The sequence below is a fragment of the Rhizobiaceae bacterium genome (assembly GCA_023953845.1).
In the GTDB taxonomy this organism is placed as follows: domain Bacteria; phylum Pseudomonadota; class Alphaproteobacteria; order Rhizobiales; family Rhizobiaceae; genus Arvimicrobium.
Map to the genome: position 1 here is coordinate 2,793,466 of JAMLJC010000001.1, position 22,810 is coordinate 2,816,275.

Consider the following 22,810-nt stretch of genomic DNA (forward strand, 5'->3'; position numbering starts at 1 on the left):
TGACTAGGAGAATTGATGATGGACTATCGGGACGACGTCTATTTCAACAGCAAGCCGGAAAACGAGGCGCCATTCAGCGTTGAGGAGTTCGCGGGCAGGCTGAATCGGCTTCGCCGTAAAATGGCTGAAGCCAAGATCGACATGCTCTATCTGATGGCGCCGGAAAGCATGTATTACCTCTCCGGATATCAGAACGAGTGGTATCAGGCCCAGTCGCCCCAGCAATGGCCGGCCAGTTCCGCCATCGCCGTTCATGTCGATCACGACCACTACATTCTGTTCGATAGCGAGCGCGAGGCGGTGCTCGGACGGATATTCACCAAGTCTACCGATACGCGCTATTTCCCGCGCGAAGCGCTGCGCGGCAGCGCGGATTTCATCGCCACGGAACTCAGGCGGGAAGGCTGGCTGGATGGCACGGTGGGTATGGAATTCTGGAGCTACCGCCCCAATCGTGTGATCAGCCATCGACTGGAGGATGCGTTCGTATCGGCTGGCGCCAAAGTCGTCGACGGAACCCAGCTTCTGCGTGAACTGCGTTGGGTGAAGTCGCCGGCCGAGATCGAATGCCTCAGGGAAGCGGCACGCATCGCCAATATCGGCATGGCTGCGGCAAGGGCGACAATAGGCTCCGGCGTCACCGAACTCGAAGTTTACGGCGAAATGGTGTGCGCGATGGCGCGCGCCGGCGGCGAGAATCCTGGCATCACCATGCCCGTCCTGTCCGGTACCAAGACCAACGCGCTGCATGGCCTCGCCACGCGCCGCAAGATGCAGCATGGCGAAATGGTCCTCGTGGACCTCTCAGGCGTATTCAAGCGCTATCACATCAACATGGCGCGGACGTTCTCGATTGGCGAGCCAAGCGCCGACGTGCGTGATCTGACCGATCGCGCGGCCCGCTCGATGCAAATCATAAAATCCATTTTGCGACCGAATCTGCCGGTGAGCGAGTTCAACGCGACGGTGATGAACTATTTCCGCCAGGAAGGCCTATGGGAGCGCCGCGGGTGGGTCGGCGGCTACGAAATGGGAATCGCCTTCCCTCCGGACTGGGTCGGAAATTTCGTTGTCGATCCGCTGTCGGAAACGAATGCCGACAAGGTCCTCGAACCCGGCACGGCGATCAACTACGAGAACCAGTTCTTCATGCCCTCGCATCAGGGGCAGTATTTCACGATCGATTCCTTTCTCTTCGAGGAAGAGAAGGCCAGCATGCTTTCCGAGCAGCCGTTCGAATTGATCGTAATCGATTGATATGCCGAATCTCAAACCGAATGGGGAACGTAAAATGAACGGACTGAAGCTTTCCGCCTGGAGCCTGGCTCTTTGCCTGCTGGGGTCGACGGCAATGGCGCAAGCAGAATGTCTGCCCGCCATCAAATCCGCCGGCGTGCTCAAGGTCGGCGTCGGCATCATGGGGCTTAAGCCCTGGATCTGGCAGGACGACAAGGGCGCCTATACCGGCCTGGAAAAGGAAATTCTCGACTTCGTTGCCAGCGATATCGGCGTGCCGAAGTATGAGTATGTGGTGACCGAATGGTCCACTCTCATTCCCGGACTCAAGGCCGAACGCTGGGATGTCGTGATGTCGGCGATGTCGAAGACACAGCAGCGTATGCAGGAAGGCGGAGTCATCTTCTCCGACCCCTACTTCATGTACAACGACCGCATCATCGTGCTCAAGGACTCCGCCTACAAGGAGCCGGCCGATCTCAAGGGTCAGATTGTCGGTTCGGTGATGGGATCGATGGATTCGATCGTGGCTCACTCGCTGTCCGAGAAGGGTGAAGTCGGCGAAGTGCTCGACTTCAACAATTTTGGCGAACCGTTCCAGGCGCTGCGCAACGGACAGGTGCAGGCGGTGATTCTGGATCAGGCCACGCTGTTGGGTCAGATGTCCGAGAACTCCGATCTGCGTGTTGTCGGCGAACCTCTGTTTTACGTTCCCGGCAAGGAATGGGAGGATGCTGAAAGCAAGGCCGACTACAAGCTAGGCGCTGTCGGCGTGGCGATGCGTCCGGAATGCACCGATCTTCAGGCTGCCATCGATCAGGCTTTTGAAAAGCTCGACCAGCAGGGGCTGCGCAAGGAAATTCTGGAGCGCTACGGCCTGTGGGACAACACCCAGGCGCAGCTTCTCAAGTAAGGGCACGCCAATCGGTTCGGCCGGCTTCCGGCCGGACCCGTTCTGGCCACGGTGATACGTATGTACGAGCTATTCTTTGTCCTGGTGCCAAGGTATTTGCCGCGCCTGCTCGACGGTGCGTTGGTCACGATCCAGCTTTCGATAGTGAGCATGGCGATCGCGACCGTCCTCGGTCTGTTGGTGGCACTGGGAAGAATGGGTCGGTCGCGGCTGCTGCGTATCTTGCTGAACGCTTATGTCGAGATTTTTCGTGATATCCCACTCATCGTGCAGCTTCTCGTCATCTATTTCAGCCTGCCGAGTATCGGAATTTCCCTGCCGGCGTTCTGGGCAGGTGTTCTTGGGCTCAGCCTGAATCTCGGAGCCTACATGTCCGAAGTATTTCGGGCGAGTATTCTGTCAATCGATCCCGGCCAGCGCGAGGCGGGGCTCTCGATCGGCATGTCCGGTGCTGCCATCCAGAGACGCATCATCCTGCCACAGGCGTTTCGGGTCGCGCTTCCCACCATGGGCGGATACTTCATTGCGCTTCTGAAGGACTGTTCCTTGGTGTCCTTCATCGCCGTCAACGAATTGCTTCGGGAAGGCAGCATGATCATCGCCTCGACTTTCAGGAGCATGGAAATATATCTCCTTGTCGCAGCAATATATTTCGTGATGAGTTTCGTGGCCTCGCGCCTCGTTGGCCTTGTCGAGTGGTGGTTGACGCCGGCCTATCTGCGAACGCCATCGCTGGTGGCACGCGTGGCTGATGGACGGGTGCGCCAGTGACGACAGCGCGCGACGAGACCCTGATAGAGATCAGTAACCTTGAAAAATCGTTCAAGGGCGTTCCTGTCCTGCGCGGCGTCGATCTCCGTGTGCGGAAGGGCGAGGTCGCCTTCGTCATCGGCCCCAGCGGCGGCGGAAAATCCACACTGCTGCGATGCATGAACTTTCTGGAAACGCCTGATTCAGGCACCATTGTCTTCGGCAATCAGAAGTTGTGTGAAGGCAGCAGGGAGAATTTCCGGCGTGCTTCTGACTCCGAGTTGCGGAAAGCCCGGGCCAGGATGCCTATGGTTTTCCAGCACTTCAACCTGTTCAATCACATGACGGTGCTGGGCAACGTCATCGAAGGGCCGGTGATCGTGCAGGGCCGCGACAAGGCGGAGGCGACGGCGAATGCAAGGCGCCTGCTCGCTCAGTTCGGATTGGCTGAGCACGAGAGCAAATATCCGGCGCAGCTCTCCGGTGGACAGAAGCAGCGCGTGGCGATCGTGAGGGCCCTTGCCCTGCAACCGGATGCTATACTTTTTGACGAGCCGACATCGGCGCTTGACCCCCAGCTTGTCGGCGACGTCCTCGAAGCCATGCGCGAATTGGCCGGGTCAGGCCTCACGCTCGTGGTAGTATCCCACGAAATGGCCTTTGCCCGCGCTCTGGCAGACAGCGTGCATTTCGTCAGCGGCGGCCTCATTGCCGAAAGCGGCGACGCCGAACAGATCTTCGAGCGGCCTCAGACAACCGCATTGAAGCAGTTCATGGATGCGATTCAGCGCTCGCGCTGAAATGTCATCCCAGCGCCATGCATATCATTGGAACTGCCCGGCGTGATGACTGCTGTTTGAGCAATGGAGCGGATAAGCATCACATTTGGCCGTGACCTTTCAGGTGAAAATCCTGGCGGTCTTTTGGCGTGCACCTGGTCGTTGTGGATACATCCAGCAGCCGGGCGACGAGCGACAGACCGCCGAACAGATACGCCAGCGCGCCGTATATCGCTTAAAGAAACGGACGCTTCCGATTGTCAGTTCTCAGCTAGTAGTCGACCATAGAGGCAAGCGTTCCCCCAAGCTAAAAGCTGGCATTCTGTTTGGTGAACCCAAAGGGGCATGGATTCGCCCGACATCGGGAGAAGGAGGATTCCGTGAAGAGGTCGAAGTTTTCGGAGGCACAGATCGCGTTTCGCGCGGACTGCAGCGTTGAATGATGGTCTGAAGTATCGATCAGGCCGCCAGCATCCACACCGCCGTCACCGCGATGACGGCGGCCGTTGCCCGGCTGAGCATGCCGGATGATCTGGGGGACGCGATGATCCTGTTGAACTGCCGGGCCAGCAGGATCGCTCCGAAGAAGACGACGCCAACCGCGGCGAACGTGACCAGAAGCACGACGGAGAGCTGCTGTGCGCTGCGAATGCCAGCCGGCGCAACGCTCGGCAGCAGGAGCATATAAATCAGAACCGTCGAAGGATTCCCCAGGCAAAGCGCGACACCAGCGCCGGTCGAGGCGAGCCATCCTCCGTTTCGCGTCTGTTTCGCGCTCATCATGGAATTGTCGCTCCAGATCCGGATGGCCAGCCAGAGCAGGTAGGCGATGCCTGCGTATTTCGCCGCGGCAAACCATTCAGGCCTACTTTCGGCCAAGCCTCCGACGCCCATCGCGATCGCGCAGACCGCAAGCACGTCGCCGAGGCACAGGCCCGTTGCGAAAGCGGTCGCGCCCCTTGCGTCGCTGCCGAGAGAACGCGCCACGAGGACGGCGACAATCGGACCAGGGGCCGCGGTCAGCGCCGTCAACGCTGCGAAATAGGCCATCAGAGCCGTATAATCCATGCTCCCCTCCCAGGCACGACCGGCCGTCCAAGGCCGTCGACATGCGTGAGTTGAGCGGAAAGCGACCGTTCGTCCCATCAGGCGATCACCTGAATTGCCGCTGCGTCATGTGCGGAGAGTTGAGAAACAGGATGCAGCTCAGCGGATGCTTGCGGGGTCCAGAAGCCCCGCCTTGACCGCAGCGAGAAGAAGGCTGGCCGACGTGCTGACGTCGAACTTGCGCATCAGGCTGGTGCGGTGGCTATCGACCGTCTTGGGGCTGATGCCGAGGCTTTCCGCGGCGCTGGCGTTGGTATGGCCGCGCGCGATTGCCTGCAGGACGGCAAGTTCGCGGTCCGTGACCGCGACAGTTTCGACGGGCAATTTCATCAGAAGGCGCGCGCTGGCGCCGATCGCGGTCTTTCCGGCGCAGACCTGACGCACGATCTCGACGATCTCGGATTCCGTACCGTCCTTGAGAGCGACGCCGTGAATGCCGGCGTCGACCAGCGCGTTGATGGTCTGCGTCGTCGCCGAGCCGGTCAGGAGCACGAAGCGGGTATCGGGCGACCAGCGCTTGGACTCCAGGAAGACTTCCAGACCGTTCGCACCTGGCATATTGTAATCGAGGATCGCGCAGTCCGGCTTGGCCTTTCGGATCTCGACGATCGCTTCGATGCCGTTTGCGACTGATTTAATCACTTCGACGTCTTCCAATGCCGAAAGCGCCTTGGCGAGCCCCCAGGAGACGAACGCATGGTCGTCTGCGATCAGGACCCTCTTCGTCACCGAAGGGCTCTCGATACGCGCATGCGCGAAGCATTGCTCCGCTGTGCCGTGTTGATCCTCATCCTGGTCATGACGCTCCCCCTGGCGCCAGTGCATGCCGCCGGCGGAGGCCCCCTGATCCTGACCGGCCCCGCGAGCATCGAGCTTCTCGGCAATCATTTTGAATACACGACTGATCCCGATTGGCAACTGAAGGTGGAGGATTTCACCGGCGCTTCACCGGTCGCGATGGCGCCGATCCCCGGCCCGGTGCCCGACTTCGGGTACACGGGAGCGAAGATCTGGCTGCGGCTCGACATGGTGAACCGGACGGCCGACGTGGATGCGTGGCGCTTCTTCATCCACTCCAATTTCACGCAGCAGATCGCCATCTACCGGATTGGCGCGGACGACCCCGTCACCACGCTGCTCGACCTTACCGAAGACACACCGTTCAGCGCCCGGCCGATCGACAGCCCGCAGATGGTCGCGCCGTTCAGTCTGGCGCCGGGCGAGACCGCGACGCTGATCGTCGCCTATTACTCACAGGGAGCCTCGCGACTTTCCATGTCGGTGGAGACGCCGGAGAGCCTCGTGACCCAAACGCGCGTCAGCGAGGCGAAGAGCTATGCTTTCTACGGCATGATGCTGGTGATGATCGCGCTGGCGACCGTGGCGCTTGCCGTGCTCCGACAGCCGGTCTTCGCGGCATATGCCGCCTACATCCTGTCTGTCCTGATGTATGTCGCACATGCCGATGGCGCCGCGTTCCAGTACATCTGGCCGAACTTCCCGCGCTTCAACTCCATGGCTTCGGTTGTGGCGGGATCAGGCGTCATGGTGTTCGCAGGCCTGTTCGCGATCACCTTCCTGCAAACCGCGCGTTATCATCCGATCATGCATCGCGTGCTCCAGGCGATGATCGCCTCGGTGCTTGCAATCGACGTGGTCCTCTGGTCGACCGACCCGCAACTGCTGAAGCGCCTTCTGGTCATCATGATCTCGGTCAGCGCATTGTGCTGTCTGACCGCGGGGCTGCTCGCCGTAAGGACGCGGTTTCGCGAGGTCCGTTTCTACGTTTTCGCCTGGCTCGCAGGCCTCATACCGGCAATTCTCTTCACCGGCCGCTACGGCTTCGGTTTCGAGCCGACGATCATCACCACCTATGACGCGATCCGGCTCGCACTGCTCTTCGACGCGATGATGATGGGGCTCGCCATTTTCGACCGTTACAACCATCTGCGCCAGTCGGCGATGGAGGAAACGCTCGCGCATGCGCAACGCAATCTTGCGCTGAGCCAAAGGCTTGCCTCGCTCGAGGAAAGCTACCAGCAGGTGACCGCGAATGCGCGCCAGCGCGAGGAAAGCGTCAAGGACACCGTCCACGATCTGCGTCAGCCGATGCATGCGCTCAGGCTCTCGCTTCGGCAGATGTTCAGCGCCGACGCCGGCAAGACGGCAGATGCGGGGCAGATCGAGTCGGCGCTGGGCTACATGGAGAGGCTGGTCGCCGAGCGACTGGCCGATCAGCCGGCGCCTGGCGCGGGGACCATCGGGCAGGCGGCATCCGTATCGGCCGGCGTCTCGCATCGCACCGGCAGCGCGGAAGCGGGCAAAGGCGGCAACGAGACCGGGGAACCCGGCCTTCACGGCGTCTTGCGCGGCATCGCCGACATGTTCGCGCCCGAAGCGGCGGACAAGGGTCTCGACCTGAGGCTAGTGCTGGCCGCGCCGGACGCGGGGGTTGCGGCCTATCCCCTGATGCGCGTCGTCGCCAATCTCGTCTCCAACGCGATCAAGTATACAACCGAGGGACGGATCGTGGTCGCGTTGCGCAGACACGGGTCGGGACATCGCGTCGAGGTCCACGATACCGGTCCGGGCCTGAACGGCGCGGCGTTCGAACAGGCGCTGATACGCAACCAGCGCCTCGAACGCGACCGCGTCGCCGCTGACGGGAGCGGACTCGGACTCTCGGTCGTCAAGGAGACCGTCGAAGCCAATAACTGGCGGCTTAGCTCATGCGCGGGCCGCCGAACCGGCGCAAGCATCCTGATCGAGTTGCCCGGTGCGTCTGCGGAACCGTCATTGGGCGAGCTGGGTGGGCGTTAGTCTCCCAAGACTTCATACAATGCAAGGCTCGTTGAGTGGCGCAAATAGCGTTCAAGCGTCCGCTTTGGGAAACAGCATCACTGGCTTGAATGACCACCTTGAGGGCGCTAAGCGGATGGCCAATATCGTCAACGTCACATGGTCAGATCGCAAAGCGAGACGCGAACATTATCGTCGAGGTGCTGAAAACAGCGATCCCGCAAAGGCTGCCCTTCGCCGGTTGACAGAACCGGCGAAGGGCTTCCGCTAAGGCAAATTAAAAAGACGCGCCGGCTTTAATCAGCCATTATTTCCAGTACATCTTGCTCATCAGATGGTTTTTCGGGGTCCTCATCGAGGCGATCGCTGACTGTTGGTCGAAGGATATAAATGTACTAACATCGGACCACACTGGCAGGGGGGTGGTCGGATGCAGCAAGCGGAAGGTCCTGCGCGTCCCGAGGAGGACATCGTCGCACGCCGGGAATGGCGCGGCCCCATGCTTGCGAACGGGACGTTGACGCCCGAACTCGCGGCCTTCTGCCAGAGAGGCGTGGCCGTTATCCTCGCCACCTGCGTCGACGGCAGACCGATGGCCGGGCGCGGCTTCGCATGCCGGGTCGACGAGGCCGGCACGGTGCGCATCCTGTTGCGCCGGACGGGGCACGGAGCCTTTCTCGCGGCTCTGCGCGGCGGCGCAGCGATCGCCGCCACTTTCACCCAGCCGCCCGAACACCGATCGATCCAGCTCAAGGGAAAAGGCGCGACCGAGAGCGCGGCCACCGTCGCCGATGGCATGGCGCTGGCCGTGCGGAGCCGCGAGTTCCGCGACCGGATGATGATGATAAAATTCACCGAGGCCTTGTCGAACGGCTACTGCTTCGCCGATCCCGAGGACATCGTCGCGATCGACTTCATGCCCGAGGAAGCCTTCGTGCAGACGCCGGGACCGGGCGCCGGCAGCGAGCTCAAGGGATGAAGCCGCTGGCGCTCGACCTGCTGCGGGATTGCCTGGAAGGCGTCGTCCCGGGCGTGCTCGCGACCTGCGACGGGACTGGCAAGCCGAACGTCATGTTCATCAGCCAGGTCCACTACGTCGGTCCTGAGCGGGTCGCGCTCAGCTACCAGTTCTTCAACAAGACGCGCCGGAACCTGCTCGCCACGGGACGGGCGTCAGTGGCCATATTCGATCCGGTCAGCTTCGGCGAGTATCGCCTGGAGCTCGACTACGAGGAGACACGCACCGCAGGGCCGCTCTTCGAGACGATGAAGGCGAAGCTTGCCGGCATCGCCTCGCACAGCGGCCTTGAGGGCGTGTTCCGTCTGCTCGGGTCCGACATCTGCCGCGTCCTCTCCATCGAGACGATCTTCGAACCGACTGCCGCGCCGGCTATGGCCGAACGCAACCTGCTTTCGGCCGCCCGCCGCACCAGCGCGGAGATGGCTGAAAGCCGCGGTTTCGGCGAACTCGTCGACCGTACGCTGACATGTCTGCAGCGGCACTTCGGCATCGGACATGCGATGATCCTGATGCTCGACGAGGAGGGACGCCGGCTCTACACGGTGGCGTCGCTCGGCTATCCCACTTCCGGTGTCGGCTCGGAAATCGAGGTCGGTCACGGCGTCATCGGCGTGGCCGCGCGCGAGCGGGCGCCGATCCGCATCGGCCACATGACGATGGACTACAGCTATGGCGCCGCGATCCGCGATAGGGCGCGCAGCATCGGTATGAACTGGTCCGAGGCGACCGAAATTCCCTATCCCTGCCTGCCGGCGCCGGAGAGCCAGATCGCCCTGCCGATCCTGTCGGGGCGAACCGTGGTCGGCGTGCTTTTCGCCGAGAGCCCGGAAGCCCTGCGGTTCCGCTACGACGACGAAGACGCGCTGTCGCTGATCGCGGACCGGCTCGCAGCGCTCATCCCGCAGGTCCAGGAGGGCGAGGCGCCCCGCCCCCTGCCTTCCGCCGAGGAGCCTGCCGCCGTTGCGGAGCCGATCGTCATACGCCACTACGAGGCCGACGACAGCGTCTTCCTCAACCACGACTATCTGATCAAGGGCGTGGCGGGCGCGATCTTCTGGAAGCTCGTCCGCGAGTTCACCGGCACCGGGCGCGCGGAGTTCACCAACCGCGAGCTGCGGCTCGACGCCTGCCTGCGCCTGCCCGCATATGCGGAAAACCTCGAGGCGCGCCTTCTCCTTCTCCAGCGCCGCCTGTGCGACCGGATGAGCCCCATCCGCATCGAGAAGACCGGCCGCGGCCGCTTCCGCCTCAACGTGCCGTGCGTTCTTGTCCTCAAGGAGATCGGGCGCAGCGAGGGCAGCGGCCCTTTATGAAACTTTTAGGGTTCCTTGCGGGAACACTTAACAAGCCCGCCAGACCAAGCCCGGCTATTGTCATTCCGTCAGCCGGAGCAACCGGCGTCAACCACTGAAGTTCCCGCGGGGCATTGCTCCCGGGCGTTCCGAACGATCTGAGACAGGCAATCGGCCAACAAGCCGCCTTTGGCGGCTGCGGCCCCGTATTGCCTGGACTCCGACCCTCGGCAGCCGTCCGCGCACCGCACCCAAAGCCTTCGCCAATATCCATAGCTGGAGTTGATCCCATGACGCGCATAGCCATCAAATGCCTTGCACCCCTTCTCGCTCTTGCCGCACCCGTCGCGGCGCTCGCACACCCGATCTCCGCCGAGATCGCAGCCCGGATCGACGCTTCCTCGGTGCCTCAGCCCGGCGAGCCGTCGCTTGCCGAGGTCCGCGCCGCCACCGAGCGGTTCCGGCATGTCGAGCAGGCGTTGGCCGAAGGCTACATCCGCGATCCCGCCAATGTGTGCGACGACGCCGCGATGATGGGCAAGCCCGCAAACCTGGGGGCGATGGGCATCCACTACTTCCGTCCCGATCTGCTCGGGATCACCGCGCCGCCCAATCCGCGGGTGGACGGCGTCGGCACCCATACGGACTTCAACCAGCCTGCCGTGCTGATCTACGAACCGCAGGCGGACGGCGCGGTTGAGCTTGTCGCCGTCGAAAACCTCGTCTTCATCAAGGCCTGGGAAGCAGCCGGCAATGACGCGCCGCCTAGCTTCCACGGCGTCGCCTGGGACAGGATGGTCGACGACCCTGCCACGGCGCTCGACGAGGCGCACAATTTCGAACCGCACTACGACCGGCACGTCTGGCTGTACCGCGAGAATCCGAACGGGGTCTTCGCTCAATACAACCCGATGGCCACCTGCGCCAACCACGACGCGGCGCCCCACATGCACGGCGACGATTCCTGATCCGACGCCCCAAAAGGTGGCGGCCTGCTCGATTGGGAGCCGCCCCTGACCATCAACTCCAGGAGATATACCATGCAGATCGAAACTCTGCGCGCCGCCATGCGCGGCACGCTCATCGTCCACGACGAGGCGAGCTACGACCACGCCCGCAAGGGCCTGCTCTTCAACGGCAGCAAGCCCGACCGCCATCCTGTGCTGATCGTCAGGGCGGCGGACGTCAAGGACGTGCAGACCGTGGTGCGCTTCGCCGCGGCCGAAGGGCTCGCCGTCTCGGTCCGCGGCAGCGGGCACAACTGGTCCGGCATCGCCTTGCAGGACGGAATCGTTCTTGACGTCTCCGCGCTCGACACTGTGTCGATCGACGCCGCCGCCCGAATCGCCGAGGTCGGACCTGGCGCGACTAACCGGACGGTTGCGCGCATCCTGACCGAAAACGGCTTCGCCTTTCCCTTGGGCCACTGCGGCACCGTCGCGCTGAGCGGCTACCTGCTCGGCGGCGGCTTCGGCTGGAACTCGGGCGCATGGGGCATGGCCGCCTTCAGCGTCGAGAGCGTCGACGTGGTCACCGCCGACGGCATGCTCCGCCATGCGAGCGAGAGCGAGAATGCGGACATCTTCTGGGCCGCCCGCGGTGCGGGACCTGCCTTCTTCGGCGTCGTCACCGGCTATCGTCTGCGTCTGCAGCCGCTTCCGCGCGCGATCACGACCAGCGTATGGACCTACTCGCTAGACCGCATCGCCGAGGTCGAGCGCTGGATGACCGGGGCCATGCGCACCGGTCCGGCCAATGTCGAGTTCACCGCCGCGATGACCAGCGCGCCTCCGCCGCTTGCCGGAGCCGGCAAGGTCGTTTCCGCCATCGCAACCGTCTTCGCTGACAACGACACGGACGCCGGCGACGTGCTGGCGGCGATCGCGGCCTCCGCGCCAAACGGCGCGCTCGATATCCAGCAGGGCATGCCGACGCCCTTCGACACGCTCTACGACATCATAGCGCAGTTCTTCCCGGAAGGCGCGCGCTACGCCGTAGACTCCTTCTGGAGCAACGAGCCGGACAGCCTGCTCGGCAGCCTCGCCGCCGGGGTTGCGGCCAGCCCGTCGCCCATGAGCTTCGCCCTGGGCGTGGTCATGCCGCCCGACCGCCCTTCGGCACCCGCCGCCGCGCTCTCGGTGACCGGACGCGCCTTCGCCGCCGCCTACGCAATCTGGACGGACCCATCCGATGACGAGCGGCACCGGGCGTGGCTGCGCGCTACCGCGGATACCGCGGCCCCTGTGACCCTCGGCCACTATGTCGGCGAAGCCGATCTCGATCGACCGGGGCGCATGGCCGGGTGCTTCAGCCCGGCGGCCTGGAATCGGCTTTGCGCGTTGCGGCAGTGGCACGACCCCGCCGGTCTCTTTGCCGGCGAAACGCGGAAGCGCGCCTCCCGTGCTGCCTGAACCCGCCTCGAGGGCGGCTGCGCACGGCGGTTGTCCTCCGCCTTTCTTACCCTCAACCCAAGGAGATTCCACCATGGAAACCAGAATCGACGAGGTCGCCGATGGCATCTACCGATTGTCTACCTTCGTTCTCGGCATCGCTCCGCCGGCCGAGTTCACCTTCAACCAGTTCCTCGTCCTCGGCGACGAGCCGCTCATGTTCCACACGGGACTGCGCAAGATGTTTGGCCTCAATCGCGATGCTCTTGCCCGCATCATCGCTCCCGAGCGGCTGCGCTGGATCGCCTACGGCCATTTCGAGGCGGACGAGTGCGGCGCGATGAACGAATGGCTGACGGTTGCGCCCCAGGCGACCGCCGCGCACGGGGCGACCGCCTGCCTGGTCTCGCTGAACGACTTCGCTGACAAGCCGCCGCGGATACTCGCGAACGGCGAGGTCATCGATCTTGGCGGTGGCAAGCGCGTCCGCTTCATCGATACGCCCCACACGCCGCACGGCTGGGACGCGGGCGTGCTCTACGACGAATCGACCTGCACGCTGCTTTGCGGCGATCTCTTCACGCAGCTCGGCGACGGACCTGCCCTGATCACAGGCGACATCGTCGGTCCGGCGATCGCAGGCGAGGACGCCTTCGGCTATTCGAGCCTCAATCCGGGCATGGGCGCTACGCTGCGCGGTCTTGCAGGGCTCGCACCGCGAACGCTTGCCCTGATGCACGGCCCTTCCTTCGAGGGCGACGGCGGTGCCGCGCTGCATGCGCTCGCCGACGACTATGACCGACGCGTGACCGGCGCGCTCCGGGAAGCCATTCAGGAAAAGGCTGCGGCGTAGCCTGCGGAAAGGGACCAGCAGTGAACGGCACCATCGACACAGCAGACCACCATGATCCGTATATTCTCTCGCGGGGCTCTTGCCGTCGCAATGGCGACCGCTGTCTCATCCCCAAGCCTTGCCCATGTCACGCTCGAGATCGGGGAAGCCCGGACGACGGCGGCGACCACCCTGCGCCGGGCCTGAAGCTCTTGCGCGGAAACTGACGGCCATCAGATTCACGAATGTCGACTGCCGTGCACGAATTTCGCATCCAGCAGCCGGGCGACGAGCGACAGACCGCCGAATAGATACGACAGCGCGCCGGCGAGCAGCATGATCACGCCGCCAAGCTGCTGGTCCTGCCCGGCATCCAGCAACACCCCGAAACAGGTCACGTCGCCGACGCCGAAGAGAGGGCGCGGGCTGAGCGCGAGCAGGGCGCCGAGCAAAGTCATGTGAATCGACGTCAGCAGCAGCGCGGCTGCACCGGCGGCCGCATGCGTCCGCTCGCGGGGCGCGGCGAAGCTCGTCGTCCAGAGAAGCACACCGACGATAAGGAATGTCGCCTGCTCGGCGATCGTGACAGCCACCGATGCCTCGGCGGCGGCGCGCATGACCGGTGCGTGCCAGCCCCAGACCGCGAACAGCTCAAGCACCGAGGCCAGCACCGGCAGTCCGGCAGGCATGGACGGTCCGGGCCGCCATCGATCCGGCATGCCGATGGCGATGAGCGGCGCGGCGACGGCGATCACGCCCATATGGGCGACCATTCCGGCCGCGAAGGAAGCCCGCCAGGAGCCGAGCAGCGGGCCGAACCAGACCGCGACGAGGACGAGCATGCCGGCTGCCAAAGCCGCGCGCTTCATCGCAGGCACTCCGTCATGAAGAGCGCGGGGAGCGCGGTAAAGACGACGGCGACAAGGCTGAGGCCGGAGAGAAGCAGCGTCGCATAGCCCTGGAACAGCAGCCTGTCGCGTCTGGTCGGATCGTCATGCGGCGGGTCGCCTGTGCCGAACCCCCATTGCCGCCAGGCCAGCAGTGCCGAGATCACGATCATGGCAAGCGCCAGGACCGTTGCCGCGCCGATGGCGATGCGCAAATTGTCGAAGTCGGTGCCGAGAAAACCCGGCTTTTCGCAGAAGACCGCCGCGCCCACATAGCAGGCGAGGAAATGCAGCGCCCAGACGACCGGGGCCGTGAACAGGGTCCACAGCGACTCGACCTCCCTGGGCAGGACGCGCCACATCAACGCGCCTCCGGGAAAAGCCCGACGACGGCGCATGTGATCACCGCCGTCACCAGCATGAAGTGCCAGTAGAGCGCAACATTGTGCAGTTCCATGTCATGGCGAGGCGTGAGGCGGCCGGCAAGGCTGCGCGCAAGGCAGTAGAGCTGCATGATGACGCCGACGACGCCATGGACCGCGCACCAGATGAGAAGGAGCCAGACGATGGCAGGATAGACGTGAGTGGTGGGGTTCATGCCCGTCGTCCACGGGCCGGCGAGCGCGGCGAGGCAGCCGGCGGCCGAGAGCAGGGCGCCACCAACCAGCAGGAGGCGCGCGATCGCCACGCCGCCCCGCCGGTTGGTTTCGCATGCTCCGACGGTCGCCGCCCATGACGCCACGAACAGCGCCAGCACAATCATCGGCCAGAACGCGCCCGGCCCGGCGACCCCGCCCGTGAAATCCTCGTGGATGGTCCAGAAGAAGAAATAGCCGAAAACGAGACTGGCGAAGGCCGTCCCGTCGCCGGTCATGGTTATGAACATCGCCCACCAGCCGGTGGATTTCACGCCGGAAGCATAGAGCGGCAGGCTGATGCCGCGGCCGATGTCTTTCTCCTCCTTCTCGGGGATTTCGCCGGTTCCGGTCCAGAGCCACCAGATCACCGCCGCGATGAATGCGAGACCTGAGACAAGGGAAACCAGCCACCATTTGAACGTCAGCGCGACGAACACCGTGCCAAGCGTCGCGGCGCTGACGATGGTGACATAGGCCGTTCCCCGGACCCGCAGGACCTGTTCGGGCTCGGCGTCCAGCACGGATGTGACCAGCGTTTCCCGCCGGCCTTCGCTGGCGTCGGACAGATACCATTCGCCGGCCTGGACCTCGGACGCCAGATGCTTCTGGTCCCACAGCGGGTAGCGGCTCTCGACGCGCGGGATGGAGCGCACGCCCCAGTTCTCCTCCGGCTCGCTGATCCACTCCAGTGTTCCGGCGTTCCACGGATTCTGCTCGCCGCGCGGCTTCTTGCGCCGATACAGGGTGACGTCGACCACCACGGCGAACATGCCGATACCCAGCACGATCGCGCCCATCGTCGAGAGAAGGTTGAACCAGTCCCAGCCGATGTCGGCGGGATAGGTATAGACCCGCCGCGGCATGCCGCGCAGGCCCGCCAGATGCATCGGAAAGAAGGTCAGGTTGAAGCCTACGAACATCATCCAGAAGGCGAACCGGCCGACCCGGTCCGACATATGCTGTCCGTCGATCAGCGGATAGTAATAGTAGAGGCCCGCGAACACCGGAAACAGCATGCCGCCGATCAGCACGTAGTGCAGGTGGGCGACGATGAAGTAGGTGTCGTGCGCCTGCCAGTCGAACGGCACGAGCGCCACCATCACGCCGGTCAGGCCGCCCATCACGAAGATGGCGATGCCTCCCGTCGCGAACAGCATCGGCGTGGAAAAGATCACCCGGCCGGCGAGCATGGTGGCGATGAAGACGAAGATCTGCACCGCCGTCGGTATGGCGACGGCTTCGGATGCGGCGGAGAAGAAGGCGAGCGAGATCTGCGGCAGGCCGGTCGCGAACATGTGGTGCACCCACAGGCCGAATGACAGAAAGCCCGTGCCGACGGCAGCCAGCACGATCCATGAATAGCCGACGATGGGCCGCTGCGCGAAGGTGGGGATGATCATCGCCAGTAGCGCGATGGCCGGCAGGAAGATGATGTAGACTTCCGGATGTCCGAAGATCCAGAACAGATGCTGCCAGAGCAGAGGGTCGCCTCCGCGCGACGGGTCGAAGAACGGCCAGTCGAACATGCGTTGCATCTCGAACAGCAGATCGCCGGCGATCAGCGGCGGGAAGGCGAACAGGATCATCCCGGCCACGATCAGCAGATACCAGGCGAAGAGCGGCATCAGGTTCACGCGCATGCCTGGCGCGCGGCACTTCATGATGCCGACGATCAGTTCGACCGCCGCCGCAAGGGAGGCGACCTCGATGAAGGAGAGGCCGAGCAGCCAGATGTCTGCGCCGATGCCCGCCTGCTCGCTGGTCGCCAGCGGCGGATACATGAACCAGCCGCTGTTCGGCGCCGCGCCGAAGAAGATCGAGCCGCAGACGAAGACGCCGCCGATCAGGAAACTCCAGAAGCCGAAGGCGCCCAGCCGGGGGAACGGCAGTTCCCGTGCCCCCAGCATCGGCGGCAGCAGGAAGATCGCCACCGCCTCGAAGATCGGCACGGCGAACAGGAACATCATCACCGTGCCGTGCAGGGTGAAGACCTGATTGTACATCTCCGGCGACAGGAGGTCATTCTCCGGCACGGCGAGCTGAGCCCGGATCAGCAGGCCCAGCAGACCCGCGAACAGCATGAAGCCAAAGGCGGCGGAGCCGTACCACAGGCCGATCTGCGTGTTGTTGACGGATGTCCAGTAGCGCCAGCCGCTCGGATTGGCCCACACGGCGCGAAGCTGGGCCTCCTCCGCGGCCTTGTCGGGTCCGGGCTTCGGCGCGTCACTCATTGCAGCCCCTTCAGCCATGCGGCGATGGCGCCAAGCTCGCCTGCCGAGAGATGAGGATAGGCCGGCATCCGCGCACCCGCCTTCACGGAGCCCGGATGGGCGATGAAACGCGCCAGCATCTCCTCGTCATTGTCCAGCAGGCCGGCCCCGATGGTCAGCCGGGACCCGAGATGCGAAAGGTCCGGCCCGGCAGTACCCTGCGCCTGCGTTCCGTCGATGCGATGGCAGTCGGCGCAGTCCTCGCGCATGAACAGCGCGCGTCCCTCGCCACCTGCGTCGACACCTGTCGACGGCGCGCCCCGCGCCTCGAGCCATGCAGCGAATTCGGGCTGCTCCATGGCGATCGCCGGAAACGCCATCAGCGCATGCGACGTGCCGCAGAACTCGGCGCACTGGCCGCGATAAGTGCCGGCCGTCGTTGCAAGCAGCGACAGGCGGTTCGTGCGGCCGGGAAGGAGATCCATCTTGCCGCCCAGCGCCGGTATCCAGAAGGAATGGATCATGTCGGCGCTGGTCAACGAGAACTCGACGCGCTCGCCGACCGGCAGCCTGACCTCGTTGGCGGAGACGACGCGTGAACCGTCGGGCCGGTGGTAGACCACATGCCACCAGAACTGGCTAGCGACCACCTCGATTTTCAGGCTCGCCTGCTGGTTTCCGGCGAAGGGCCGAAGCGAAGGCATCAGCCATAGCGCATAGGTGAGAAGCGCGGTCAGCACGGCGACCGGGAACACGACTCCCGCCCAGAAGATGACCTTGGCTGCGGCTTCCTCGCGCATCGGGCGGCGCTTCCAGCGCGATGCGTAGAGAGAAAGCGTGACGACCAGAGCCCAGATAATCAGCCCGCCGCCAGCCATCACCCAGAACAGGGTTGCGACCTGGCCCGCTTCCTCGCCAGCCGGATCGAGCGCGGACTGGATGCCGCTGCAAGAGGCGAGCAGAGGCAAGGCCGGTACCAGGGCGACGGCGCGATACGACCCGGGGCGCCTTGCGGCACCCGTATGGTCAGGCCTCAATCGTAAGGCGCAACGGATGCGCGTCTCCGTGGTTCAGGTCAGGCAGGTGTCTCCGTCTGCTGGTAATATCGTATGACGCATAAGGTTCCAGAGACGGCTGGCTATTCGCCGTCGAACTGGCGTCAATCGCTGCGGAACGGCATGGCGCGCCGACGCTTCAAAGCCTTGCGCGGATGTGAAGAGACGACGCACAATGGAATCTCGCAATCTGTCCGTCCGACAGATACGGATGCGGTTGCTGATCAACACCGGACCGGCTGGATCGAAGAATGGCGTCTGACAGGAATGTGACCGGTTATTCACCGACGCAAGTCGCATTGCACTGGATCGTCGTCGTGCTGGTCGCGTTCCAGTTTCTTGCGCATGATGGCATCGAGGAATCGTGGCGGGCTTTCACGCGCGGCCAGCCGCTTCCCGGCGACGCGGCGCCGTTGACGTTCCTCCATATTGCCGCCGGCATCCTCGTGCTGCTTCTTGCGCTTGCCCGCATCTATCTTCGCGTGACGCGCGGAGCGCCTCCTCCGCCTGCCGACGAACCGCGATTGTTGCAGATAGCGGCGGAAGCGGTTCACGGCTCGATTTACGTGCTGCTGCTGTTGTTGCCGATCTCCGGCTCCGCCGCCTGGTTCTTCGGCGCACATGCTGCCGGCGACGCGCATGAGGTGCTCAAGAACCTGCTGCTTGGCGCCATCTTCCTGCATGTCGCGGGCGCGCTGTTCCAGCATTTTGTCCACCGCTCGGAGGTGCTGATGCGCATGTTCCGGCCGGAGCGTTCCGAGGGATAATCCCACAATTTTTCCGGCCACGCGCCTTTCGCCGACGAATTGAAACGACCCGGGAGAGTGCTCCCGGGTCGTTTTTCGAATCAGGCGGCCTTCTTTGTCTTTGCTCGGTCGTTGGCTCCGGCGTCGGCAAGCTTGGTCAGGTCGCTGTCGGTCCTGGATTCTTCCTGCAACGTGGCGTCGAGCAGCCTGGCTGCGTCCGCCATTCCGAGTTCGGTGGCCCAGCGCTTCAGTGTGCCGTAGCGCGTGATCTCATAGTGCTCGACGGCCTGAGCGGCGGAGATCAGCCCGGCGTCGAGAGCCGCCGTGCTCTTGAACTCGTCCATGATCTCCTCGCCTTCTGCGATGATGCCCTCGATCGCATCGCAGGTCTTGCCCTGGGCGCGCTTGCCGATGATCTCGAACACCTGCTGGAGGCGCTCGACGTGACCTTCCGTTTCTTGCTGGTGCTTGTCGAAAGCTGCCTTCAGATCGTCCGACTGCGCTGCGCGCTTCATCTTCGGCAGCGCCTTCAGGATCTTGCGTTCGGCGTAGTAGATGTCCTTGAGCGTGTCGTGGAAGAGGTCTTCCAGAGTCTTTTCCTTGGCCATTTTTATGTCCCTTTCGAGGAATTCCGGGGTGGGGCGATGGATCACTCAGGCGTGATCGACGCACTTCAACGAACGACCGGCGACGCCGTTCCGTACAAAATTCGATGGTCGGAAGAGAGGTGACACACGCCTCTCGGAAGGTCCGGAAATCCTGCCTTGCGCAAGGGGCTCAGGGAAATCTGCGACTGAGGAAGGCCGAGCCCGCAAGGCCAAAACGCCATGGCTGCTCGACTGCCCGCGTGATGCCGATGCGCGGTCCTGAAACGACGTCGGAGACGGCGTTCGTCCGACGAAGCCGGAAAGGAGCCTCCAGCAGCGAGCGACCGTCGAAAGCGGCGTCGATGCCGAGGGCCTGGCACAGGCGGCCGGGACCCGCGGACAACACACGCGGTGACGTCATGCCCCGCCGCGCTATCATCGTGTTGACGCCGGATGTCGGTTCGATCGCGCGGATGAGTACGGCGCTGCCGGGAAGGCAGACGGCATTCAGGCACCAGTGCAGACCGTAGGAGCGATACACATAGGCGGTCCCGGGATCGCCGAACATCGCTGCGTTGCGAGCCGTGCGTCCCCGGAAGCTGTGCGACGCCGGGTCGTCCGGCGTATAGGCTTCAGTCTCCACGACGATGCCGCCCACGCCGGCGAGCAGGAGTTCGACGCCGATCAGGTCGCGCGCGACAACGGCCGCGGGGCGGTCGAAAAAGTCGGCGAGTATGCGCGACGATCGTCTGACGCCTGTCAGTGTCGTGTCCCCTGTTTCTCTCAGCCCGGACTTTTAAGGCCCGACATTCGGTTGTGAAAGTGCAGCCTCGCCGGTATCGCATCGAGAAGCGAATGCCGCGCATCTGGCGCGCGTGCTCAAGGCTGCCGCTTACCCCCGGATCGGATTATATTTCCGGGATCTTCAGAACGAGGGGTGATCCCGGGCAATCGGATCACATCCCTGGGTGTGCCGGTCTCAGTTGGCGTCATCCGGCGCCGGCGCCCCGTCTTCAGGGCCGACCGCAGGCGCGACATCGGTCTGCGACGGTTCAGGATTGTTGCCCGTCGCCGGTTGTGCGCCACTGGTCCCCTGAACCGGAGGCGCTGCCGCATCGTCTTCCACCGTCCGGGTCGTGACCCGATCGGTGGGAATCGGTTGCGGGCTCACCGAACCGTCGGCGGCCGCCACACGCCAGACAGTGTTCCCTGCGTCGTCGGCGATGAGAAGCGCCCCGGTTCCGTCGATAGCGAGACCGACGGGCCTGCCGCGCGTCTGGTCTCCGTCGAGGAAGCCGGTCACCACATCCTGTGGCATCCCGTACGGTCGTCCGTTTGCGAAAGGGATGTATATGACCTTGTAGCCGTTGAAGGCGTTCCGGTTCCAACTGCCCCGGTTCCCCACGAATGCGCCGTTGCGGTATGCTTCCGGCATCGCGGAATCGTTGGTGAAGGCGAGGCCCAGCGCCGCCACGTGACTGGACAGCGCGTAGTCCGGCGGGATCGCCTTCTGAACAAGGTCCGGGCGCGGCGGCTGCACGCGCTCATCGACATGCTCCCCGTAGTAGCTCCAAGGCCAGCCATAAAATCCGCCTTCGCGCACCGACGTAAGATAGTCGGGCACGAGATTGGGCCCGAGTTCGTCCCGCTCGTTGACGACCGTCCAAAGTTCCCCGGTCTCGGGGTGGAAGTTCAGTCCGTTCGGGTTGCGCAGACCCGACGCGAAGACCCGCGACGCGCCGGTCGCGCGGTCGACCTGCCAGATCGCGGCGCGGCCCTTTTCAGCCTCGAGCCCACGCTCGCCGGCATTGGAATTGGAGCCGACGGACGCGTAGAGGAAACGGCCGTCCGGGCTCAGTGCAAGGTCCTTGGTCCAGTGATGGTTGATCGGCCCGCCCGGAAGCGGCGTGAGCACGGCAGGCTCGGCATCGATCTGCGTCTGGCCGAGTTGATAGGGATAGGCAAGGATCGCATCGGCCGCCGCGACATACAGCGTGCCTTCGTGCCAGGCTACGCCGAACGGCGACGTCAGGCCGGTCAGAAGATCGCTGCGCTCGTCGACCTCTCCATCCCTGTCGGTGTCGCGCAATAGCGTGACGAGATTGGTTTCCCGCTCTTCGCCGCCGCCGGACGCGGCCATCGCCATGATGAAGCCGCGGATGATGTCCTTTGGACGGTTGAGGGGCTTGCCGGGCGGCGCCTTCGACTGCACCACGAGGACATCGCCGTTCGGCAGCGTGTGGACCGTCCGCGGATTCGCCAGATCTTTCGCGTAGGCGGTGATGACGAGGCCCTCGGGGACGGTAGGTGCCTGCCCGTCCTGCCATCCGACCACTTCCGCAACCTTGAGGTCCGGGATCAGGCCTTGCGTCGGGGCCGGAAGCACGGGATCGGGACCGTACTGCCGGGAGACGTCGAAATCGTCATTGCCGCAGCCTGCAAGCAGGAGGCAGCCGCCGGCGAGAGCGGACATCGAAAGGGATACGATCCTAGACATGACGCGCTCCCATCCTTCCGAACCATCCGGTGACGATCATCGCGAGGACGGTCAGGGCCGAGGCGGTGAGGCCGTAGGGCATCACGGCCGTCCATCCGTCCGCCGTGTGGATGAAGCTGTTGATGGTCGCCAGCAACAGCACGACGATGCCGCCGATGACAGCCGGCCAGGAATGTCTGACCCTGCGTATAAGGTAGTCGATGATCCGGGCCAGCGCCGCAACCACACCGAAAACCAGACCGGCCAGCAGAAGCCATTCCGAGAAATGCAGCCAGAGCAGGTTCAGCGTGCGCCAGTAGGCGACGTCGGTCAGCACGGTGAGGGTGAAGCAGGCGATGGGAAATGCAAGTAGTGTTGTGTGCAGGCAATTCGCGGCCAAGGCCCGGTCCGGCCAGGGATGGTCGTAGGTCATGGATCTCGCGCCAGATGAGTTGTCTAAAAATTCAATACGATTGTAAGGCCTTTTTGTTCCAGGCCGCGCGGCATCGAGATCGGCGGCGGGGCCGTCATGACCGAATAGGAATTGCAAGCATCGGCCGCACCGCAGCGGCCGCCGGCGCGATCAGGCCTTTTTCGCCTCGTGGCTGAGCAGTTCCGCCAGCGGATAGCCTTCGTAGCGCTTGACCACCTTGGTCACGACATAGGTGAAGTAGACCGAGATGCCGATCTCGCGCGACAGCAGATCGTCGATGATGTCCTGATAGTGGCTGATGCTCAGCGCCACGATCTGCAGTATGTAGTCGATACCGCCGCCGACGGCGTGGCACTGGATGATTTCCGGTATGTTCTTCACCGCCTGCTCGAAGCGCGCGAAATGCGCCTGCGTGTGGTATTGCAGCGAGAGCGTGGTGAAGATCACTTCGGACTTTATCATCCGTGTCAGGTCGATCTCGGCATAGTAGCCGCGCACGAAGCCGGCCTGTTCCAGCTTTTGCAGCCTGTCCCAGCAGGAGGACAGCGAAAGCCCGACCGCCGAGGCGAGTTCGACCTTCTTCGTCCTGCCGTTCTTCTGCAGGAGCGACAGGATGCGCACGTCGATTGCGTCGAGCTTCTGGCCCTGTTGCATCGGCA

General features: G+C 63.8%; 22 protein-coding genes. 11 read left to right on the top strand and 11 right to left on the bottom strand.

The annotated features are described in order from the left end of the window. Positions 1–15: 15 nt before the first annotated feature. Genes M9955_13655 through M9955_13670 form a run of 4 tightly spaced genes read left to right on the top strand, consistent with a single transcriptional unit; the run spans position 16 to position 3,699 of the window. Positions 16–1,257: a Xaa-Pro peptidase family protein gene (locus M9955_13655; GenBank protein ID MCO5082687.1), complete on the top strand. Its 1,242-nt coding sequence runs from the start codon at positions 16–18 to the stop codon at positions 1,255–1,257. A 34-nt stretch (positions 1,258–1,291) separates the two neighbouring features. Then, entirely contained in the window at positions 1,292–2,149 is an 858-nt protein-coding gene (locus M9955_13660) for an ABC transporter substrate-binding protein (GenBank protein MCO5082688.1), read from the top strand. A 60-nt stretch (positions 2,150–2,209) separates the two neighbouring features. Beyond that, a complete protein-coding gene (locus tag M9955_13665; protein ID MCO5082689.1) occupies positions 2,210–2,920 on the top strand; it encodes an amino acid ABC transporter permease in 711 nt (236 codons plus the stop codon). Then, complete coding sequence (locus M9955_13670; protein ID MCO5082690.1) at positions 2,917–3,699, top strand: amino acid ABC transporter ATP-binding protein; 783 nt, start codon at positions 2,917–2,919, stop codon at positions 3,697–3,699. Before M9955_13665 ends, M9955_13670 begins: the two co-directional genes overlap by 4 nt. A 438-nt stretch (positions 3,700–4,137) precedes the next feature. Here the strand turns inward: M9955_13670 and M9955_13675 are convergent, their stop codons facing one another. Together M9955_13675 and M9955_13680 are read right to left on the bottom strand one after the other, a co-directional pair. After that, on the bottom strand, positions 4,138–4,746 hold the full coding sequence (locus M9955_13675) for a LysE family translocator (GenBank protein MCO5082691.1): 609 nt from the start codon (positions 4,744–4,746) through the stop codon (positions 4,138–4,140). Between the two features lie 138 nt (positions 4,747–4,884). Then, complete coding sequence (locus M9955_13680; protein MCO5082692.1) at positions 4,885–5,514, bottom strand: response regulator transcription factor; 630 nt, start codon at positions 5,512–5,514, stop codon at positions 4,885–4,887. Positions 5,515–5,535: 21 nt separating this feature from the next. On the opposite strand from M9955_13680, the gene M9955_13685 reads away from it, so the two are divergent. The 6 genes from M9955_13685 to M9955_13710 all read left to right on the top strand — a co-directional run bounded on the left by M9955_13685 (position 5,536) and on the right by M9955_13710 (position 13,140). Beyond that, a complete protein-coding gene (locus tag M9955_13685; protein MCO5082693.1) occupies positions 5,536–7,605 on the top strand; it encodes a sensor histidine kinase in 2,070 nt (689 codons plus the stop codon). A 409-nt stretch (positions 7,606–8,014) separates the two neighbouring features. Beyond that, positions 8,015–8,563: a hypothetical protein gene (locus M9955_13690; protein ID MCO5082694.1), complete on the top strand. Its 549-nt coding sequence runs from the start codon at positions 8,015–8,017 to the stop codon at positions 8,561–8,563. Then, positions 8,560–9,918, top strand: a complete 1,359-nt coding sequence (locus tag M9955_13695; protein ID MCO5082695.1) for a GAF domain-containing protein — start codon at positions 8,560–8,562, stop codon at positions 9,916–9,918. Before M9955_13690 ends, M9955_13695 begins: the two co-directional genes overlap by 4 nt. Before the next feature lie 269 nt (positions 9,919–10,187). Beyond that, entirely contained in the window at positions 10,188–10,865 is a 678-nt protein-coding gene (locus M9955_13700; protein ID MCO5082696.1) for a hypothetical protein, read from the top strand. 72 nt (positions 10,866–10,937) lie between these two features. Further along, positions 10,938–12,308, top strand: coding sequence for an FAD-binding oxidoreductase (locus tag M9955_13705; GenBank protein MCO5082697.1), 1,371 nt, complete (start codon positions 10,938–10,940; stop codon positions 12,306–12,308). 73 nt (positions 12,309–12,381) lie between these two features. After that, complete coding sequence (locus M9955_13710) at positions 12,382–13,140, top strand: MBL fold metallo-hydrolase (GenBank protein MCO5082698.1); 759 nt, start codon at positions 12,382–12,384, stop codon at positions 13,138–13,140. Positions 13,141–13,358: 218 nt separating this feature from the next. Here the strand turns inward: M9955_13710 and M9955_13715 are convergent, their stop codons facing one another. Genes M9955_13715 through coxB form a run of 4 tightly spaced genes read right to left on the bottom strand, consistent with a single transcriptional unit; the run spans position 13,359 to position 17,822 of the window. Then, positions 13,359–13,988, bottom strand: coding sequence for a cytochrome c oxidase assembly protein (locus M9955_13715; protein MCO5082699.1), 630 nt, complete (start codon positions 13,986–13,988; stop codon positions 13,359–13,361). Further along, complete coding sequence (locus tag M9955_13720; GenBank protein MCO5082700.1) at positions 13,985–14,368, bottom strand: hypothetical protein; 384 nt, start codon at positions 14,366–14,368, stop codon at positions 13,985–13,987. The genes M9955_13715 and M9955_13720 overlap by 4 nt, the downstream gene beginning before the upstream one ends. After that, a complete protein-coding gene (gene ctaD, locus M9955_13725; protein MCO5082701.1) occupies positions 14,368–16,875 on the bottom strand; it encodes a cytochrome c oxidase subunit I in 2,508 nt (835 codons plus the stop codon). Before ctaD ends, M9955_13720 begins: the two co-directional genes overlap by 1 nt. Beyond that, the gene (coxB, locus tag M9955_13730) at positions 16,872–17,822 is read right to left on the bottom strand and encodes a cytochrome c oxidase subunit II (GenBank protein ID MCO5082702.1); all 951 of its coding nucleotides are present in this window, start codon (positions 17,820–17,822) and stop codon (positions 16,872–16,874) included. Before coxB ends, ctaD begins: the two co-directional genes overlap by 4 nt. Positions 17,823–18,160: 338 nt before the next feature. Between coxB and M9955_13735 the strand changes: the two genes are divergently transcribed. Beyond that, entirely contained in the window at positions 18,161–18,676 is a 516-nt protein-coding gene (locus M9955_13735) for a cytochrome b/b6 domain-containing protein (GenBank protein ID MCO5082703.1), read from the top strand. 80 nt (positions 18,677–18,756) lie between these two features. Here the strand turns inward: M9955_13735 and M9955_13740 are convergent, their stop codons facing one another. The 5 genes from M9955_13740 to M9955_13760 form a co-directional block, all read right to left on the bottom strand. Then, positions 18,757–19,263: a ferritin-like domain-containing protein gene (locus M9955_13740; GenBank protein MCO5082704.1), complete on the bottom strand. Its 507-nt coding sequence runs from the start codon at positions 19,261–19,263 to the stop codon at positions 18,757–18,759. 169 nt (positions 19,264–19,432) lie between these two features. Further along, positions 19,433–19,978, bottom strand: coding sequence for a DNA-3-methyladenine glycosylase (locus M9955_13745; protein ID MCO5082705.1), 546 nt, complete (start codon positions 19,976–19,978; stop codon positions 19,433–19,435). 243 nt (positions 19,979–20,221) lie between these two features. Then, positions 20,222–21,739 carry a sorbosone dehydrogenase family protein gene (locus tag M9955_13750; protein MCO5082706.1) on the bottom strand — a complete coding sequence of 506 codons (1,518 nt, stop codon included), beginning with the start codon at positions 21,737–21,739 and terminating at the stop codon, positions 20,222–20,224. Next, a complete protein-coding gene (locus M9955_13755) occupies positions 21,732–22,151 on the bottom strand; it encodes a DUF2231 domain-containing protein (protein ID MCO5082707.1) in 420 nt (139 codons plus the stop codon). Before M9955_13755 ends, M9955_13750 begins: the two co-directional genes overlap by 8 nt. A 150-nt stretch (positions 22,152–22,301) precedes the next feature. Further along, complete coding sequence (locus M9955_13760; protein MCO5082708.1) at positions 22,302–22,805, bottom strand: Lrp/AsnC family transcriptional regulator; 504 nt, start codon at positions 22,803–22,805, stop codon at positions 22,302–22,304. Positions 22,806–22,810: the final 5 nt, after the last annotated feature.